Annotated in this window: 20 protein-coding genes; 5 read left to right on the forward strand and 15 right to left on the reverse strand. The window is 64.7% G+C overall.

The window, feature by feature from the left end:
- Nucleotides 1–193: 193 nt before the first annotated feature.
- Complete coding sequence (rpsT, locus tag C167_RS0127900) at nt 194–463, forward strand: 30S ribosomal protein S20 (protein ID WP_009617555.1); 270 nt, start codon at nt 194–196, stop codon at nt 461–463.
- A 151-nt stretch (nt 464–614) separates the two neighbouring features.
- Here the strand turns inward: rpsT and C167_RS0127905 are convergent, their stop codons facing one another.
- From C167_RS0127905 to rplU, 5 genes are all read right to left on the reverse strand, one after another.
- On the reverse strand, nt 615–1,070 hold the full coding sequence (locus C167_RS0127905) for a CreA family protein (protein WP_017521619.1): 456 nt from the start codon (nt 1,068–1,070) through the stop codon (nt 615–617).
- Nucleotides 1,071–1,081: 11 nt separating this feature from the next.
- Nucleotides 1,082–2,200 (reverse strand): glutamate 5-kinase, encoded by a 1,119-nt coding sequence (gene proB, locus C167_RS0127910; RefSeq protein WP_017521620.1) that lies wholly within the window; start codon nt 2,198–2,200, stop codon nt 1,082–1,084.
- A 61-nt stretch (nt 2,201–2,261) separates the two neighbouring features.
- On the reverse strand, nt 2,262–3,482 hold the full coding sequence (gene cgtA / locus C167_RS0127915) for an Obg family GTPase CgtA (RefSeq protein ID WP_017521621.1): 1,221 nt from the start codon (nt 3,480–3,482) through the stop codon (nt 2,262–2,264).
- Between the two features lie 159 nt (nt 3,483–3,641).
- Entirely contained in the window at nt 3,642–3,899 is a 258-nt protein-coding gene (gene rpmA, locus C167_RS0127920; protein ID WP_017521622.1) for a 50S ribosomal protein L27, read from the reverse strand.
- Between the two features lie 23 nt (nt 3,900–3,922).
- Nucleotides 3,923–4,234: a 50S ribosomal protein L21 gene (gene rplU, locus C167_RS0127925; protein ID WP_017521623.1), complete on the reverse strand. Its 312-nt coding sequence runs from the start codon at nt 4,232–4,234 to the stop codon at nt 3,923–3,925.
- A 242-nt stretch (nt 4,235–4,476) separates the two neighbouring features.
- Between rplU and C167_RS0127930 the strand changes: the two genes are divergently transcribed.
- Nucleotides 4,477–5,445: a polyprenyl synthetase family protein gene (locus C167_RS0127930; protein WP_017521624.1), complete on the forward strand. Its 969-nt coding sequence runs from the start codon at nt 4,477–4,479 to the stop codon at nt 5,443–5,445.
- A gap of 169 nt (nt 5,446–5,614) precedes the next feature.
- Complete coding sequence (locus C167_RS0127935) at nt 5,615–5,839, forward strand: hypothetical protein (protein WP_017521625.1); 225 nt, start codon at nt 5,615–5,617, stop codon at nt 5,837–5,839.
- A 159-nt stretch (nt 5,840–5,998) separates the two neighbouring features.
- Here the strand turns inward: C167_RS0127935 and C167_RS0127940 are convergent, their stop codons facing one another.
- From C167_RS0127940 to C167_RS0127965, 6 genes are all read right to left on the reverse strand, one after another.
- A complete protein-coding gene (locus tag C167_RS0127940) occupies nt 5,999–6,616 on the reverse strand; it encodes an FKBP-type peptidyl-prolyl cis-trans isomerase (RefSeq protein WP_017521626.1) in 618 nt (205 codons plus the stop codon).
- Nucleotides 6,617–6,727: 111 nt separating this feature from the next.
- The gene (locus C167_RS0127945) at nt 6,728–7,024 is read right to left on the reverse strand and encodes a DUF6482 family protein (RefSeq protein ID WP_017521627.1); all 297 of its coding nucleotides are present in this window, start codon (nt 7,022–7,024) and stop codon (nt 6,728–6,730) included.
- A gap of 125 nt (nt 7,025–7,149) precedes the next feature.
- Nucleotides 7,150–7,644, reverse strand: a complete 495-nt coding sequence (locus C167_RS0127950) for a TIGR00645 family protein (protein WP_017521628.1) — start codon at nt 7,642–7,644, stop codon at nt 7,150–7,152.
- A 187-nt stretch (nt 7,645–7,831) separates the two neighbouring features.
- Nucleotides 7,832–8,173: a hypothetical protein gene (locus tag C167_RS0127955; RefSeq protein ID WP_017521629.1), complete on the reverse strand. Its 342-nt coding sequence runs from the start codon at nt 8,171–8,173 to the stop codon at nt 7,832–7,834.
- Nucleotides 8,174–8,319: 146 nt separating this feature from the next.
- Entirely contained in the window at nt 8,320–10,827 is a 2,508-nt protein-coding gene (locus C167_RS0127960) for a Lon protease family protein (RefSeq protein WP_017521630.1), read from the reverse strand.
- Nucleotides 10,828–10,923: 96 nt separating this feature from the next.
- Nucleotides 10,924–11,247: a TraR/DksA family transcriptional regulator gene (locus tag C167_RS0127965; RefSeq protein WP_017521631.1), complete on the reverse strand. Its 324-nt coding sequence runs from the start codon at nt 11,245–11,247 to the stop codon at nt 10,924–10,926.
- Between the two features lie 230 nt (nt 11,248–11,477).
- Between C167_RS0127965 and C167_RS0127970 the strand changes: the two genes are divergently transcribed.
- On the forward strand, nt 11,478–11,966 hold the full coding sequence (locus C167_RS0127970; RefSeq protein WP_017521632.1) for a DUF3015 domain-containing protein: 489 nt from the start codon (nt 11,478–11,480) through the stop codon (nt 11,964–11,966).
- Nucleotides 11,967–12,027: 61 nt separating this feature from the next.
- Entirely contained in the window at nt 12,028–13,893 is a 1,866-nt protein-coding gene (locus C167_RS0127975) for a DUF4105 domain-containing protein (RefSeq protein ID WP_017521633.1), read from the forward strand.
- Here C167_RS0127975 and C167_RS33035 read toward each other — a convergent pair.
- The 4 genes from C167_RS33035 to rtcR are packed head-to-tail and all read right to left on the reverse strand — an operon-like array spanning nt 13,887 to nt 17,027.
- Complete coding sequence (locus C167_RS33035) at nt 13,887–14,612, reverse strand: hypothetical protein (RefSeq protein WP_017521634.1); 726 nt, start codon at nt 14,610–14,612, stop codon at nt 13,887–13,889. The genes C167_RS0127975 and C167_RS33035 overlap by 7 nt on opposite strands.
- Nucleotides 14,613–14,819, reverse strand: a complete 207-nt coding sequence (locus tag C167_RS33410) for an SMI1/KNR4 family protein (RefSeq protein ID WP_017521635.1) — start codon at nt 14,817–14,819, stop codon at nt 14,613–14,615.
- Nucleotides 14,812–15,381 (reverse strand): NADAR family protein, encoded by a 570-nt coding sequence (locus C167_RS0127985; protein WP_017521636.1) that lies wholly within the window; start codon nt 15,379–15,381, stop codon nt 14,812–14,814. Before C167_RS0127985 ends, C167_RS33410 begins: the two co-directional genes overlap by 8 nt.
- A 35-nt stretch (nt 15,382–15,416) precedes the next feature.
- The gene (gene rtcR, locus C167_RS0127990; protein WP_017521637.1) at nt 15,417–17,027 is read right to left on the reverse strand and encodes an RNA repair transcriptional activator RtcR; all 1,611 of its coding nucleotides are present in this window, start codon (nt 17,025–17,027) and stop codon (nt 15,417–15,419) included.
- Nucleotides 17,028–17,117: the final 90 nt, after the last annotated feature.

Here is a 17,117-nt window from a genome sequence, read left to right on the forward strand (position 1 = left end):
GCTCGAACGCCAGGCGAAGCGCAGCAGTGTAGGGCCGCGGGGCGAATAAATCACCCCACCCGCCGGACAGTGTGCGCCCGTCGCACCACTCGTCGGAGGCCGCGCATACCCTTGACAAGGCCTTGATGCAACGGCATTATTCGCGGCCTTAATTTATTCGCAACATCCCAAGTTTTCTTCGAGGAGCTCGACGGTGGCCAACACACCTTCCGCCAAAAAACGCGCCAAACAGGCTGAGAAGCGTCGCAGCCACAACGCCAGCCTGCGTTCCATGGTTCGTACCTACATCAAGAACGTAGTCAAAGCAGTCGACGCCAAGGACCTGCCGAAGGCCCAGGCCGCTCTGGTTGCCGCTGTACCGGTCATCGACCGCATGGCTGACAAAGGCATCATCCACAAGAACAAGGCCGCTCGTCACAAGAGCCGCCTGAACGCCCACGTGAAGGCCCTGGCCACCGCGTAAGCGTTCCGTTCTCGAAAAACCGGCCTCAGGGCCGGTTTTTTATTGCCTGCGATTTCTTCAGCAAGCCGTTCTCCACAGACTCGCCTTCTTTGTCGACGAAAAGCCCGCAGGCAAAAAGAAAGGGCGGTCACCCGCCCCTCTCTTTCTTATCTTACTTCTCAGGCCACGGCATGATCGGAATCGCCGTTACCGCATTCTGCGGACTGCCCTCGATCACCCGGTCGCTGTAGACTAGATAGACCAGCGCATTGCGCTTCCTGTCGAAGAAGCGCACCACCTGCATGGTCTTGAATACCAGCGACGTGCGCTGCTGGAAAACCACCTCGCCATCCTTCAGCTCACCCGCAAAGCGGATCGGCCCGACCTGGCGACAGGAGATCGACGCCTCGGCGCGGTCCTCCGCCAGCCCCAACCCACCTTTCACACCGCCAGTCTTGGCGCGCGACAGGTAACAACTGACACCTTGCACCTTCGGATCATCGAAAGCCTCGACGACGATCTTGTCGTTCGGCCCGACCCACTTGAAGACAGTGGACACCTCGCCAACCACGTCGGCCTGAGCCAGCACCGGCAGCAGCATCAGCGCCGCCATCAATCCCTTGCGCATGGACAATCTCCTCAGACGAGCACCAGGTTGTCGCGGTGCACCAACTCCGGACCGTCGACATAGCCCAGCAGACCCTCGATGGCGTCGGTCGGCTGTCCGATGATCTTCTGCGCCTCGAGCGCACTGTAGTTCGCCAGACCACGGGCGATCTCCCGCCCCTGCTGATCCACGCAAACCACCATTTCGCCACGACGGAAACTGCCTTGCACGGCTTTCACGCCGACCGGCAGCAGACTCTTGTGATCCTGGGCGACCGCCTTCACCGCACCATCGTCCAGCACCAGGGTGCCACGCATCTGCAGGTGCCCCGCCAGCCATTGCTTGCGGGCCGCCTTGCGGCTCTGCTCAGGGGTCAGCAGCGTACCGAGACGCTCGCCGACACGCAGGCGGTCCAGCACGCGCTCGATACGACCACCAACGATGACGGTGTGCGCACCGGAGCGCGCGGCCAAGCGTGCCGCGCGCAGCTTGGTCTGCATGCCGCCACGCCCCAGCGCACCACCGGTACCGCCTGCCACGGCATCCAGCGCCGCATCATCGGCACGGGCCTCGAAGATCAGCTGGGCGTCAGGGTTGTTGCGCGGGTCGGCATCGAACATACCGTCGCGATCGGTGAGGATCACCAGCAGGTCAGCCTCCACCAGGTTGGCCACCAGCGCCGCCAGGGTATCGTTGTCGCCAAAGCGGATCTCGTCGGTGACCACCGTGTCATTCTCGTTGATGACCGGGATTACGCCGAGATCGACCAGCGTGCGCAGGGTGTTGCGCCCGTTCAGGTAGCGCTTGCGATCGGACAGGTCGTCATGGGTCAGCAGCACCTGCGCGGTCTGCAGGCCGTGTACCCCGAAGCTGGACTCCCAGGCCTGCACCAGACCCATCTGCCCCACCGCGGCAGCCGCCTGCAACTCGTGCATGTCACTAGGCCGGGCAACCCAGCCCAGGCGACTCATGCCCGCCGCCACAGCACCGGAAGACACCAGCACCAGCTCGACACCCGCGCAATGCAGCGCGACCATCTGCTCGACCCAAACCGCCATGGCGTCGCGATCCAGACCGCGGCCGTCGGCGGTCAGCAACGCACTGCCAATCTTGACTACCCAGCGCTTGGCGCCAGTGACCTTCTCACGCATACCCTCAACCTTAGAAGTCAGGCTTCACACGTTTCATCCGGACCGGCGGGCGCCGCCCCGATCAAGGCACGTAGAAGATTTCCGGCCCATCACCGTCGTCTTCGTCATCCTCGAAATCATCGTCATCCACATCGTCGACATTCTTCAGGCCGGATCGACGCAGCGCACGGGCGTCATCCAGGGCCTGCAGACGGGCGCGAGCCTCGTCCTCGATGCGCTGATCCAGAGCCGCCAGGGCTTCACCATAGGCCGGCTCTTCCTCGATACGCAGGGTGCGCTCATCGAGGTACTTCATGATGTCCTGGCTCAGCTTCTCGGTGCCTTCACGCTCCAGGGCGGAGATCACATAGACCGGACCCTCCCAGCCCAGGCGCTCGACCACGGCCTGCTTGCGACGCTCCTGCTCCTCCGGCTCGAGGATCTGGTCCATCTTGTTCAGCACCAACCAACGGTCACGCTCGGTCAGCGCCGGGCTGAATTTCTCCAGCTCGTTGACGATGGTTTCCGCGGCATCGGCCGGATCGCTTTCATCCAGCGGCGCCATGTCGACGATATGCAGCAGTAGGCGAGTGCGCGCCAGGTGCTTGAGGAAGCGGATACCCAGACCGGCGCCCTCGGCAGCCCCCTCGATCAGGCCGGGGATATCGGCAACCACGAAGCTCTTGAAGCGCCCCACGCTGACCACGCCCAGGTTCGGCACCAGGGTGGTGAAAGGGTAATCGGCGACCTTCGGCTTGGCGGCGGATACCGCACGAATGAAGGTGCTCTTGCCGGCATTCGGCAGGCCGAGCAGACCGACGTCCGCCAGAACCTTCAGCTCCAGCTTGAGGTCGCGCGCCTCACCGGGCTTGCCCGGCGTAGTCTGGCGCGGCGCACGGTTGGTACTGGACTTGAAGCGGGTATTGCCCAGTCCATGCCAGCCGCCCTGGGCAACCATGATGCGCTGACCGGCAGCGGTCAGGTCACCGATGATCTCCTGGGTATTGGCATCGATGATGGTGGTGCCGACCGGCACGGGCAGGACGAGATCCTCACCCTTGGCGCCGGTGCAGTCCTTGCTGCCGCCGTTCTCGCCGCGCTGGGCGTCGAAACGACGGGTGTAGCGGTAGTCCACCAGGGTGTTCAGGTTCTCGTCGGCCTCGAGGTACACCGAGCCGCCGTCGCCACCGTCACCGCCGTTGGGACCGCCTTTCTCGATGAACTTCTCGCGGCGGAAGCTCATGAGGCCGTTGCCGCCGTCACCGGCTTTGACGTGGATGGATACTTCGTCGACGAATTTCATTGCGAACGCCTCCCGCCGAGCTGGCGGGTTGAAAATAAGAAAAGGAGCATAGGATACAGCCAAGTCCGCGCAAACGCCCGAACCGACAGCACCACGCCTGGAAACGCCAGAAACAAAAAAGCCCCGTCGCGAGACAGGGCTTTTTCAGTGAGAGCTCGCTTAGGCAGCGACGACGCTTACATAGCGACGGCCAAAGGCGCCTTTCACTTCGAACTTGATCACGCCGTCGACTTTAGCGAACAGAGTGTGATCCTTGCCCATGCCAACGCCGTAGCCAGCGTGGAACTGGGTACCGCGCTGACGCACGATGATGTTGCCTGCTTTCACAGCCTGGCTACCGAACAGCTTCACGCCAAGGCGTTTGCTTTCTGAGTCGCGGCCGTTGCGGGTACTACCGCCAGCTTTTTTGTGTGCCATGAGTCAATTCTCCTGAAGAGGAATTAGGCCTGGATGCCGGTGATCTTGATTTCAGTGAACCACTGGCGGTGGCCCTGACGCTTCATGTGGTGCTTGCGGCGGCGGAACTTGATGATGCGCACTTTGTCGTGACGACCGTGGGAAACCACTTCTGCAGTCACTTTCGCGCCTTCTACCACCGGCAGGCCGATCTTGACGTCATCGCCATTGGCGACCAGCAGAACGCGATCCAGGTTGATCGCTTCGCCGGTGGCGACGTCGAGTTTCTCGACCTTGAGGAATTCGCCTTCGGTGACTTTGTATTGCTTGCCACCAGTAACAATTACTGCGTACATCTGGATGTCTCCGTTAGACCTGCTCACCCGACGCTTTATAGAAAGAGGAATCGGTCGGCATGGCTGCATGGGGCCGGAAAGGACGCCCGTGCAATTGCGTAAGGCAGGATATGCCAGGGAAGTTCGGGGCCGCGATTGTACGCAAAGCCCCCGCGCGGATCAAGCCCCATGGGGCCTCGCCTTGACAGGCCTTCCCCGCGCCACCTAGCATGCCGCGCAATCTACGAGGAGCGCTGTCTTTAATGCAACCCCAGGCTTTCTATCGCGTGGTGGCGGACGACTTTACCGCCGTCGACGGCATCATCCGTCGCCAACTCACTTCCCGCGTTCCCCTGGTGGAAAAGATCGGCGACTACATCATCTCCGCCGGCGGCAAGCGTCTGCGCCCGCTGCTGGTGCTCCTCTCGGGCAAGGCCCTGGGCTATTCGGGCGATGACCTGAAGCTGCTGGCCGCCACCATCGAATTCCTGCACACCTCCACCCTGCTGCACGACGACGTGGTCGACGCCTCCGGCCTGCGCCGCGGCCGCGCCACCGCCAATGCCCAGTGGGGCAATGCGCCGAGCGTGCTGGTGGGCGACTTCCTCTATGCGCGCTCCTTCGAAATGATGGTCGAGCTGGGCTCCATGCCGGTCATGCGCATCATTTCCCAGGCCACCCGCGTGATCGCCGAAGGCGAAGTGCTGCAACTGTCGAAGGTCCGCGACGCCAGCACCACCGAAGAAACCTATATGGAAGTCATCCGCGGCAAGACCGCGATGCTCTTCGAAGCTTCCACCCACAGCGCGGCTGCGCTGGCTAACGCACCGGCCGAGCAAGCCGAGGCGCTGCGCCTGTTCGGTGATGCCCTGGGCATCGCCTTCCAGCTGGTGGACGACCTACTCGACTATCGCGGCGATGCCGCCAGCCTGGGCAAGAACGTTGGCGACGACCTCGCCGAAGGCAAGCCCACCCTGCCGCTGATCGCCACCATGCGCGACGGCACTGCGGAACAGGCCGCGCTGGTGCGCAAGGCCATCCAGCAGGGCGGCAGCCAGGACCTGGAAGGCATCCGCGCCGCTGTGGAAGCCGCAGGTGCGCTGGACTACACCGCCAACCTGGCTCGCGAGTATGCCGCCCGCGCCATCGAGCACCTCCAGGCGCTGCCGGACAACGAATACCGCGCCGCGCTGATCGAGCTGGCCGAGTTCTCGGTCGCCCGCACGCACTGATCCGCGTTTCGCAAAAGCCCGCCCCGGCTCGCCGCGGCGGGCTTTTTGTTGCTTGTCCCTTGATCGGGAACAACAGAGGGTCGCCTGCGCGAAATTTTTTCCAATTCAGGCTTGCTATTGAGATAATAAGAATTATTCTCATTAAACAGTCTGCACGGAGGAATACGCCATGACCTACATGATCGACGCCTGGCTGGATCGCCCACACCCCTACCTGCGCATCCTGCATCGAGACACCGGGGAAGTCTGCGCGGTGCTGGAGGAAGAGGCCCTGGACGAGCTGCGCGAACAGGGCGGCCTGGAACTCTCGGAGCTGTCTACCAGCGAGCCGGGAGTGCTCAAGGAACTGGTACGCAACCTGTTCCTGTTCTGTTACGCCCGCGCACTGCGCTGAGGGCGGCGCCTGCAGGAGCGCATGCATTCGGATTTACGGCGACGCCGGATGCGCCGTCGGTGCTCCGCCGCCCGGGAGGCGGATGCACGAAGGGGCGCCTGAGCGCCCCTTTTCCTGCGCAGTCGCCAGGGATGGCACTGCGCAGCGAACCTTCGGAAATCAGAGGATTTCCAGCAGCTCGACGTCGAACACCAGCACGCTGTGCGGCGGGATGCTGCCGACGGCCTGGCCGCCATAGGCCAGCTCGCTCGGCACATGCAGACGCCATTTGCTACCGGCATTCATCAGTTGCAGCGCCTCGACCCAGCCGGCGATCACACCGCCCACCGGGAATTCGGCCGGCTGGCCGCGCTCGTAGGAGCTGTCGAAGACGGTACCGTCGACCAGGGTGCCGTGGTAGTGGGTCCGCACGGTGTCTTCGCGGGACGGCTTGGCGCCTTCGCCAGTGGTCAGTACTTCGAACTGCAGGCCCGAAGGCAGGACGGTCACGCCTTCGCGCTGGGCGTTCTGCACAAGGTATTCGCGACCCACGCCGGCAGCGGCTTCGGCTTTCGCCTGGGCCTCAGCCTGCATGCGCTCGCGGATCACCTGGAAGCTGGCGGACAGGGCTTCGCCCGGAACGCGGCTTTCGGCACCGGCATAGGCGTCGGACAGGCCGGCCAGAATGGCCTCCAGGGTCATGCCCGGAACCGGGTTCTCGCGCAGCTGGTCGCCCAGCTGACGGCCGATGCCGTAGCTGACACGGCCTTCGTCGGTGGAAAGGTTGAGTTCGCTCATCGCGGCGCTCCGCTGGGGGTTCAAAAAAGGGCCGCCAGCCTAGCACAGATGCACCGCCTCCCCACCGCGCGAGTCTCGCGCGGCAGGTCAGGTCCAACGCAGCGCGCGCAACTAGCGCAACGGCATGGTCACGCCGGCGCCGATATCGCGCTCATCGAGCATGCCGCACATCTCGTCGTGCACCACCGCATGCACCAGATGGAACGGCAGTGGCGGAAGCGCGCGCAACACCTGGCGCGCATGAGTGACAGAGCGCACGCTGATGACGTGCCCCGAGTCATCCTGGACCGGGTAGAAGCGCGCGCCCATGCGGGCTTCCAGCACATAGATGTCACCCTCCAGCGACACCAGGTTGATTTCATCGATGTCGCCGGCAACGGAGCGGCTGGTCAGTTCCTGCAGATTCATGTGTTGCACCTCCTGCGGGTTGATCCACGCAGAAGTCTTGACCAGCAGGCGTCCACCGCAAGCCGAAAACGCAACCGCCCGTCCGTTTTGCAACGGCCGGGCGGCGGTGATGACGCAGCAGCACCTCAGTGGTCGTGGCGCGTGGCCTTGTCCAGGTAGCCCATGGCGAAGGCCGAGAGAACGAAGGTGAGGTGCATGATCACGTACCACATCAGCTTGTTGTCTTCGATGTTCTTGGCGTCCATGAAGATGCGCAAGAGGTGGATCGAGGAGATCGCCACGATGGAGGCAGCCACCTTGTTCTTCAGCGAACTGGCGTCCATCTTGCCCAGCCAGCTGAGCTTTTCCTTGCCTTCGTCGATATCCAGCTGCGACACGAAGTTCTCATAGCCGGAGAACATCACCATCACCAGCAGGCCGCCGACCAGCGCCATGTCGATCAGCGACAGCAGCACCAGGATCAGGTCCGCCTCGGCGATGCTGAAGATGCTGGGCAGGATGTGGAAGATTTCCTGGAAGAATTTGATGGTCAGCGCCAACAGGGCCAGCGACAGACCGATGTAGATCGGCGCCAGCAGCCAGCGCGCGGCGTACAGGGAGTTTTCGACGAAGCGTTCCATGGTTCTCGCGGGAAGGTCGTTGGGAAGGGGCTGCCGCAGTATAGCGGATGACTTTTACCCGTTATCCCGGCTTTCTATGGATAAATATGTCTATGGACGAATAGCTGGGCGGCCACGGCATGAAACCGTAGCGACCAGACGCCCCGCGACCTTCAGCGATTCGTACAGAGACTGCGCAACCGCACCGTTAACCTTCGGGGCGGAACTGGAAGCTGCCGACATGGCGCGACCGCTCGCCGTTGAGGCGGCGCAGTTCGCCCTGCAGGTGCAACTGCCAGATGGGGGGATCGTCTGCCACGATATAGCCCTGCTGGGCCAGGCAGTCGGAAATCGCCTCAAGCACGCCTTCGGCCACGAAAGGCCCGCAAAACGGGCCCTGCGCCTTGATGGCGGTGGGCTGCGCGCCGGACATGCCGGCGGCGCACAACAAGGTCCAGAGTCCATTCTCTCCGGCCAGCGGCCTGATCTCGCACTCGATGCGCGTGGTCAGCCCCAGACAGGGGCGGATAAGGCAGAGGTTACGCGGCATGGCGGCACCCTCGCGGTTGTCCTGAGTTCGAGACTACACCCAGGTTCCGACACGCGAAAGCGCGGATTTATCCGGCCATCTTGCGGACAACGGCGTGAAAATGGCGCCGGAGGAATGCCCCGGCCGGCGCCCTGCCATGGTTGTATTCAGTCGGCGTCTTTCTTCTTGCGGGCGCGCTCTTTCTCTACGGGTGCTTTTTCCACCGGCACTTTCTCCGCCTTCGGCTTGCTGGCGGGCTTGGCGGCAGCAGGCTCCTTCGCCGGCTTTTCCTTCTCTTCCTCGTCCATGCCCAGCTCGGAGATTTCCTTCAGGCGCTCGACGACACGGGCGTTGACGCTGCCCTTGGGGAAGTGGCCGTTGGCGTCCGGCGCACCGGCCGGCTCGCCGACCAGCAGGCTCAGCGCCTCGTCGGCCTGGCGCACGGCGTAGATGTGGAACTGACCGTTGCGCACTGCCTGCAGCACACGTTCGTCGAGCATCAGGGTGGCAACGTTGGCGCGCGGAATGATCACACCTTGTTCGCCGGTCAGGCCACGGGCCTCGCAAAGGCGGAAGAAGCCTTCGATCTTCTCGTTGACCCCGCCGACCGCCTGCACTTCCCCGAACTGGTTGATCGAGCCGGTGATCGCGAAGCATTGGCGCAGCGGCGTGCGCGACAGGGCGGAAATCAGCGTGCAGACCTCGCCCAGCGAGGCGCTGTCGCCGTCTACGTAACCGTAGGACTGCTCCAGGGCGATGCTTGCGGAAATCTCCAGGGGAAATTCCTGGGCGTAGCGGCTGCCGAGGTAACCGGTGAGGATCATCACACCCTTGGAGTGGATCGGCTGGCCGAGGTTGACCTCGCGCTCGATGTCGACGATGCCGCTGCCGCCCGGATAGACGGTGGCAGAGATGCGCGCCGGCATGCCGAAGGCGGAGTCGCCCACTTCCAGCACGGTCAGACCGTTGCACTTGCCCACCGCAGCGCCTTCGCTGTCGATCAGGATGATGCCGGCGAGGATGTCGTCGAGAATCCGCGCCGAGACGCGGCCGGTGCGGGTTTCCTTGGCCTTCAGGGCGCGCTCGATGTGGCCCAGGTCGGTCACTTCCTGGCCGGCCAGCTGGCGGATGAAGTCCGCTTCGCTGACCAGCTGGAACAGGTCGCCGATGCGCGCAGAGAGACGGCCCTGGTGCTCGGCCAGGCGGGCGCTGTAGGTGGCCAGGCGCGCCACGGCCTCGCGGGTGAGCGGCGCGAGGCCTTCTTCGGAGGTACGGGTTTTCAGCAGCTGGGCGAATTGTTCGAGGCTGTCCTCGGCGAGCGGGATGTCCTCGTCGAAGTCGACCAGCACGCGGAACATCTCCTGGAAGTCCGGGTCGAGGTCCTGCAGCGTGTAGTAGATCTGCCGCGAGCCGATGATGATCACCTTGAGGTTCAACGGGATCACCTGGGGCGTCAGGCTCATGGCGGTCAAGCGGCCGAGCTCGGCCAGGGGCGACTCCATCTTCAACTGGCGCGATTGCAGCGCACGCTTGAGGGCATCCCAGACGAACGGCTCGCTGAGCAGCTTCTCCGCCTCCAGCACCAGGAAGCCGCCGTTGGCGCGGTGCAGCGCACCAGGGCGCAGCTGGCGGTAGCTGGTGTAGAGCGCACCCTGGTCGGAAGCGTATTCGATACGGCCGAACAGGTTGTCGTAGGTCGGGTGCGACTCGAACACCACCGGCGCGCCGCTGGTGGCGTGGTGGGCGATGGCCTGGTTCGGCGCGTACTGCTCTTCCAGGCTCTGCTTGCGCTGCGGGTCGGTGCGCTCGGCGTCCACCAACTGGTCGACCACGGTCTTCAGCAGGTTGAGCTGCATGGCCTGCAGGTAGGCGCTGCCCCCGGAGTTGTTGTTGTACTTCTCCACCAGCGGCGCCAGCAACGGCTGCAGCGCCAGGGTGATGGTTTCCTCGTTGAGCTGGCGCAGCTGGTTGCTGGACTCGCGCTTCCACTGCGGCAGGCTGGAGAGCTCCTCGTTGAGGTGCTCCTCGAGGTCGGCAATGTCGGCGTGGAAGCGCTCGCGCTCCTCTTCCGGCAACTGGGCGAACTCGGCCTCGTCCAGCGCCTTGCCGTCCTTCATCGGGGTGAAGGCAATGTTGGCGCTGTCGCGATACAGGGCGACTTCCTTCTCCAGCGCCAGGCGCTCGACGGTGTCCAGGGCCTTGTCGTAGCGCTGGTTGAAGGCGCGGTCGATGGCACTCTTCTTCTGCTGGTAGGCCGGGTTCTCGAACACCGAGGGGAAGGTGGACAGCAGGTTGTCGATCAGGTGGTCGATGTCGGTGCCGAACTCGGCGGCGCTGCCCGGCGGCAGCTCGATCACGCGCGGCTCGCGCGAATCATCGAAATTGTTGACGTAGACCCAGTCGGCCGGCGTCGGCAGGCGCTTGCCCTCGGCCTTCAGGTAACGCTGTACGAAGGAGAAGCGACCGGTGCCCGGCTCGCCCATGACGAACACGTTGTAACCCGGGCGCGGCATCGCCACGCCGAACTGCAGCGCCTCGACCGCGCGCTCCTGTCCGAGCACGCCCAGGAAAGGCTCCAGTTCTTCGGTGGTCTTGAAGGGAAACTGTTCGGGGGAGAAGGGGCGGGTCAGTTCATCGGGCGCCAGGCGCAGGCCGGCAGCAACGGAATCGGGCATTGGAGGTCCTTGCTTCGGGCGGCGCGTGGCCGCGGAGATTCGTCCGCATTCTCGCGCCGCCCGCGCGCCACTGGCAAGGCAGTATTGGTGACAGTTTCAGTCCACCGCATCGGCGCAGCGCAGGCAGTGCTCGGCCGCCGGCAATGCGCGCAAACGGCGCTCCTCGATGAGCTCGCCGCAACGCACGCACTCGCCATAGGTGCCGTCAGCCAGGCGCAGGCGCGCCATGCCCACCAGGCGCATGCCTGCCTCCGCCTCGGCCAGCAGGGCGCGCAGCACATCGTCGTTCTGCCGCTGCTGGGCCTGCTCGGCAAAGTCCGGCGAATGGCTGCGACCCAGGTCGCGGCGGATGGCTTCGGCACGCTTGGAATACTCGGCTGCCAACTGGTCCAGCACTGGCCGTGGATCGAAATCGACCATGACGACTTCCTCGCAAGGGGAACTGATTCAAGTGTGGCCGGTTCCAAGACTTCCGCCGCTGATGCCGATCAACTGCCGGTCATCCGGGCCCTTTCAGCCGGGGCCGGCCATACTGCCTGCGGCAGCGGTTGCCTTGACACCCGCAAGGCATTGGAGAAAAGCTCTGACAGGCGCTGTTTTGCTGTCAGCGACTGCTCACCGGTCCCCGACCTCAAAAAGAGAGAAAAACGATGAAAAGGATTCTGCTCGGTACCCTCCTCGCCACCGCCTCCCTGAGCGCCCTCGCCGATGCACCCGGCAGCGACGGCTGCGGCTGGGGCAACATGCTGTTCAAGGGCCAGCGCGGCACCGCCACCCACGTCCTGGCCGCCACCACCAACGGCACCAGCGGCAATAACACCTTCGGCATGACCACCGGCACCAACGGCTGCCACACCAACGGTGCGCTGACCTATGGCGGCAAGCCGATGATCGTGCTCAGCAGCATGATGGACGAGCTGTCCGAGGACATGGCCAAGGGTGACGGCGAAGCGCTGACCACCTACGCCGTGGTGCTGGGCGTGAAGCCCGAGGATCGCGCGCACTTCGCCCAGGTCACCCACGAGCACTTCGCGCAGATATTCAACAAGGCCGACGTCACCGCCGAGGACGTCTACGCCAACACCCAGGCCGTCCTGAAGCAGGACAGCACCCTGGCCAAGTACGCCGAACAGGCCTGACGGCCGACGCGAGCCCGCTCACTCCGGGCGGGCTCACCCTTCCCTCCCAGTAGCCCACTCGATGCCCAAACGCCTGTTGCCCTGGATGGCGCTGTGCGCCTGCACCCCACTGCTGGCTTCGCCGGCGATCGACCCACAACGCCTGCAAAGCCTGGCCAACAAGCCCTACTGGCTCGCCCTGGGTCACTACGAGCACGCCAAGCTCGGTGGCTGGCGCAGCTTCGTCGACGACCCGAAGTTCTTCCTCGCCCAGGACGGAGACCGCCATCCGGAAGCCGAACTGGCCGCCACCGTGAAGGCCCTCTACGCCCCGGCCAGCCTCGGCGACAAGCACGCCCAATGCGTTTACCCGGCGCGCACTCGCTGGTTGCGCCAGCAATTGCAACTCGACGACCTGCCGACTGTGGCGTGCAAGGAATTCACCACCTGGTACCAGGACATCAACCCGCACAGCGCCGTGCTGGTGTTCCCGGCCGCCTACCTGAACAGCCCGTCCTCGATGTTCGGCCACACCTTGCTGCGCATCGACCAGGCCGACGTCGACTCCGACAACACGGCCCTGCTCAGTTACGCACTCAACTTCGGTGCCTACATCGAGGGCATGGACAACAGCATCCTCTATGCCTGGAAAGGCCTGATGGGCGGCTACCCCGGCCTGTTCGCCCTGGTGCCCTACCGCGAGAAGCTCTCCGAATACAGCCGCCTGGAGAACCGCGACCTCTGGGAATACCGCCTGAACCTGACGCCGGAAGAAACCGCGCGCATGGTCGAGCACGTCTGGGAACTGAAGCAGATCCGCTTCAAGTATTACTTCTTCGACGAGAACTGCTCGTTCCGCCTGCTGGAACTGCTGGAGATCGCCCGCCCTGGCACCAAGCTGACCGAGCACTTCCCGCTCACCGCCATCCCCACCGACACGGTGCGTGCGGTCAAGGATGCCGGATTGATCGACCGGGTGGACTACCGCCCGTCCCGCGAGCGCGAACTGCTGGCCCGCGGCGAACCACTGAGCCACGACGAGAAGGTGCTCGCGCGCCACATCGCCGACGACGACAGCCAGCTGCAAAGCCCCGAATTCGCGGCCCTGCCCGCCGACCGCCAGGCACTGGTGCAGGACACCGCCTTCCGCCTGGTGCGCTACCGCGCCACCGGCCAGGAGCGCGATCAGTCCACCGCGTCGCGCAGCTACAACCTGCTCAAGGCGATCAACCGCAACCCGCCGCCAGCACTGGACGTGAAACGCCCCGGACAGCCGGAGAACGGCCACGAGTCACGCACCTGGCAACTGGGCGCCGGCAGCCGCGATGGCGAAGCCTTCGCCCAGTACGGCCTGCGCATGGCCTACCACGACCTCGACGACAACGCCTACGGCTTTCCCCTCGGCGCACAGATCGAGATCGGCCAGCTCAAGCTGCGCCAGTACGAGGGCAATCGCTGGCAACTGCAACAGCTGGACCTGGTCACCATCCGCTCCATGACGCCGCGCAACGAGCTGCTGAAACCGCTGTCCTGGCAGGTCGCTGGCGGCTGGGAACGGGTGATCGGCAAGCACAGCGACAATGACCACGACACCCTGGTCGGCCACCTCAACGGCGGTGCCGGCGGCAGCTGGAAGCTGACTGACGAGCTGCAGGCCTATGCCCTGGGCACGGCGCGCCTGGAAAACAACCAGGATTTTGCCGCCACCCTCGCGCCGGCCATGGGCTTCGACACCGGCGTGCTGTGGAGCAACCCGCTGGGCAACCTCAGCCTCGAGGGCAAGGGCGACTACTTCCACAACGGCGAAGTACGCCGCACCCTGAGCTTCGGCCAGCAGGTGGAACTGGGCCGCAACCTCGGCCTGCGTCTGTCGGCACAACGCGAGTTCAGCCATGAAGCCAGCCCGCGCAACGAAGTGATGCTGGAGCTGCGCTGGTACCACTACTGATCCAGCTGGCGCTCCGCGATGCCCTGGACGGCAAACCATTGCACCAAGGCATCGTGCTGCATCACGCGCGCATGCACCGGCGCATTACCACCGCCCGTTAACAGCCGGCCGAGGTCGCAGCCCAGGTCGCGCAGCCGCTCCAGCAAGGCGATATCGCCGCTGCGCACCGCATGCATCAGGGCCAGGCGTTGCAGCTCTGGTTCCGCGGCGAGGCGTCCCTGCTCCAGTGCCATGCGCCAGTCACGCACCAATGGCCGCAGTGAATCGTGCAGAAGCCGCGCCAGCGTTTCGCCCTCGGCGCCCGCGGCGGCCAGTTCATCCAAGGCCTCGAGCAGCTCCTGCCCGGCATCCGCGCCCTCGGCGAACGGGTCTTCATCGAAGCCCAGCAACGCGAACAGGCCGTACAGGTCGTCGGCCACCCGGGTCAGTGCGTCCTCGTGCAGACGCAGCGGCCAGGCTGGCGGCAAGGCGCGGCTCCAGGCGTAGATAGCGCCGAACTCTTCCGGCTCGACGCAGACGTAGACCCGCTCCAGGTACTCGAAACCACCGATGGGCAAGAAGCCCACGCGGCCATTCCACTGCTCGCCGCTCTCGTCGGCGACTTCTTCGGCGCACTCCTGTTCGTGCTCCAGCCAGCCCCAAAGGTCGCGGTAGCCGTCGCTGTCGGGGTAGAACAGTTCATTGAAGGAGTACGGATGCAGGTGGCCGTCGTAGTCCACTCAGAGCTCGTAATCCAGTCGACCACCGAAGCTGCAGCGCCACAGGGCGACCAGTTCGGGCGGCAGCTGGCTGCCCAGGCGCAACTGGACCTCTGCCAGCTGGGCATCACTGATTGGCGGCTGCGCGTCGTGGATGATGCGCCCGGCGAACCAGGCCAGGCGGTGGTCGCGCAGCAGTTGCTGCTGGGCAGCCGTGAACTCAGGCATCGCCGCCCTCCTGGCGCAGCGCATCGCGTGCGCTCATCAGGGCGAAGCCCAGCAGATTCAGCCCGCGCCAGCGCGCCGGGTTGCCCGCGTCGGGGTGATCGGCCGCCAGGCCGATGCCCCAGATGGCATCCACCGGACTGGCCTCGACCAGCACGCGCTCACCGGTGCCCAGCAGGAACTCGCGCAAGTCGACGTTCTGCCCGAACTTGGCGTGGTTGGCGCGGATGACGATGCCCAGCCGCTCGGCATTCCAGGCCGCCTCGTCGAAGTCGTGGATCTCGCGGCCGATAGACTTCGCCTCGGCCGGCGTGCGCGCCGCGAGAATCCGCGCCAGCGCCGCTTCGTCGTCGAACAGCCGGGCCTTGGCGGCCATCATGCAGTGCTCGGCGCTGCGGTAGGTCACTCCGTCGATCTCGAAGTCCGCTTCGAACCACTGGCTGAAGCAGCTCTTGTCGACTTCCACGGCATGCTTCGGGCGATGCCCCCAAAAGTACACATACTTGAACGCTTCGCCTGCCTCGATGCGGCGGCACAGCTGCTCGACGCTCATCGCATCTTCCATGATCGGCTCCTTGCCGCTACCCAAAAACGCCGATTCTAGCGCACCCCGCCAGTGATGCCGGCCCAGTCCAGGCCGAAGCGTGCCAGGTACTTGCGCAGGCGGTCTGCATCGTTGGGATTCTGCTTTTCCTGGCGCGAAACGGCGAACAGCTGACGGCCCGCATCGGACAGGCTGCGCGCCTGCCGGCAGACGTCGATCACCGCTTCCAGTTGCAGGCGGTCGAACAGGTCCAGCGCCTCGGCGCTGTCGCCCAGCAGGACATCCAGCAGGCTGTCCGCCTGCGCGGCGCCCCAGGAGCGGCGCAGCCGGCCAATCTCTTCTTCCACCAGTGCCTCGTCGATCCGACCACTGTCGGCCAGGGTCGCCATGCGTGTGATGGACGCCGACAGCTCGCGGAAGTTACCGCTCCACAACGCCTGCGCCGAGTTGGCGAAAGCCAGGTAACGCGTGCGGGCCTCGCGGTTGAATCGCACCAGGCGGCCCTGCTCGCGGGCGTGGCGCTCCAGCTCGAAATCGATGTTCGGCTCGATGTCCTCGCGGCGCCCGGCCAGCCCCGGCAGGTCAAAGGTCCAGAGGTTGATGCGGGCGAACAGGTCCTCGCGGAACAGGCCTTCAGCCACGCGCTCACGGAGATCGCGATGGGTGCCGGCGATCAGCTGGAAATCGCTGCCCACCTCGCGGTCCGAACCCAGCGGGAAGAAGCGCTTCTCCTCGATGGCCTTGAGCAGCATGGCCTGCTCGTCCAGGCCCAGTTCGCCGATCTCGTCGAGGAACAGCATGCCGCCATCGGCCGCACGCAGCAGGCCTTCACGGGCGTTCTGCGCGCCGGTGAAGGCACCCTTGATATGGCCGAACAGCGCGGACATGGCGCCGTCGCCGCGCAGGGTCGCGCAGTTCACCTCGACGAAACGGCCCTGGAACTGGTGCCGTGCACGCTTGAGTTCGTACACGCGGCGAGCGAGGAAGGACTTGCCGGCGCCGGTCGGGCCGATCAGCAGCATTGGCGCGCGGGAGCGTCCGGCAACCCGCTCGATCTGTTCGATGGAACGGTTGAACTCGGCATTACGCGTGGCGATGCCGGACTTGAGAAAGGCCAGGCTTTCTTCCTGTTCGCGGCGGAAGCGTGTGGCGATGCGGTCATAGCGCGACAGGTCGAGGTCGATGACCGCCACCGTCCCTTCCGGGTGCCGCGCCTCGTCCTTGCGCCGCGCCGGCGAAGCCTGCACCAGCCGCGCCGGCAGGTAGCGCGCCTCGGTCAGGAGGAACCAGCAGATCTGCGCGACGTGGGTGCCAGTGGTGATGTGCACCAGGTAGTCCTCGCGCTCGGTATCGAAGCGGTAGCCACCGACGAAATCGTGCAGCGCGCCATACACCTCCTCGAAATCCCACGGGTTGCGCAGCGCCATGGGCTGCAGGCGCACCTCGGTTTCCGGGGAGATATGCCGCACGTCGGTGGCAATGCGCTCGGCCAGCCCGATATCCCGAGCATCCAGCCCATGAATCAGTTCCAGGCGGTCGATCAGCAGGTCCTGCTGCTGGCACAGGCCGACCGTGGGCCGCCACTTCTGCCAGCGCGCCGCGCCCTTGCCGACGCGATCCAGGGTCGAACCGAGGAAGCCGATGGCGACGGTTTTCTTGGCTTTCATCTTTTATCCATCAAGATAAATAACGATATCAGGATATCCACAAATCTCCTGAGCGGCCAACCGGCCCGGTCAGCAATACGCAGAATTTAA

The organism is Pseudomonas nitroreducens TX1 (assembly GCF_000313755.1).
Classification (GTDB): domain Bacteria; phylum Pseudomonadota; class Gammaproteobacteria; order Pseudomonadales; family Pseudomonadaceae; genus Pseudomonas; species Pseudomonas nitroreducens_A.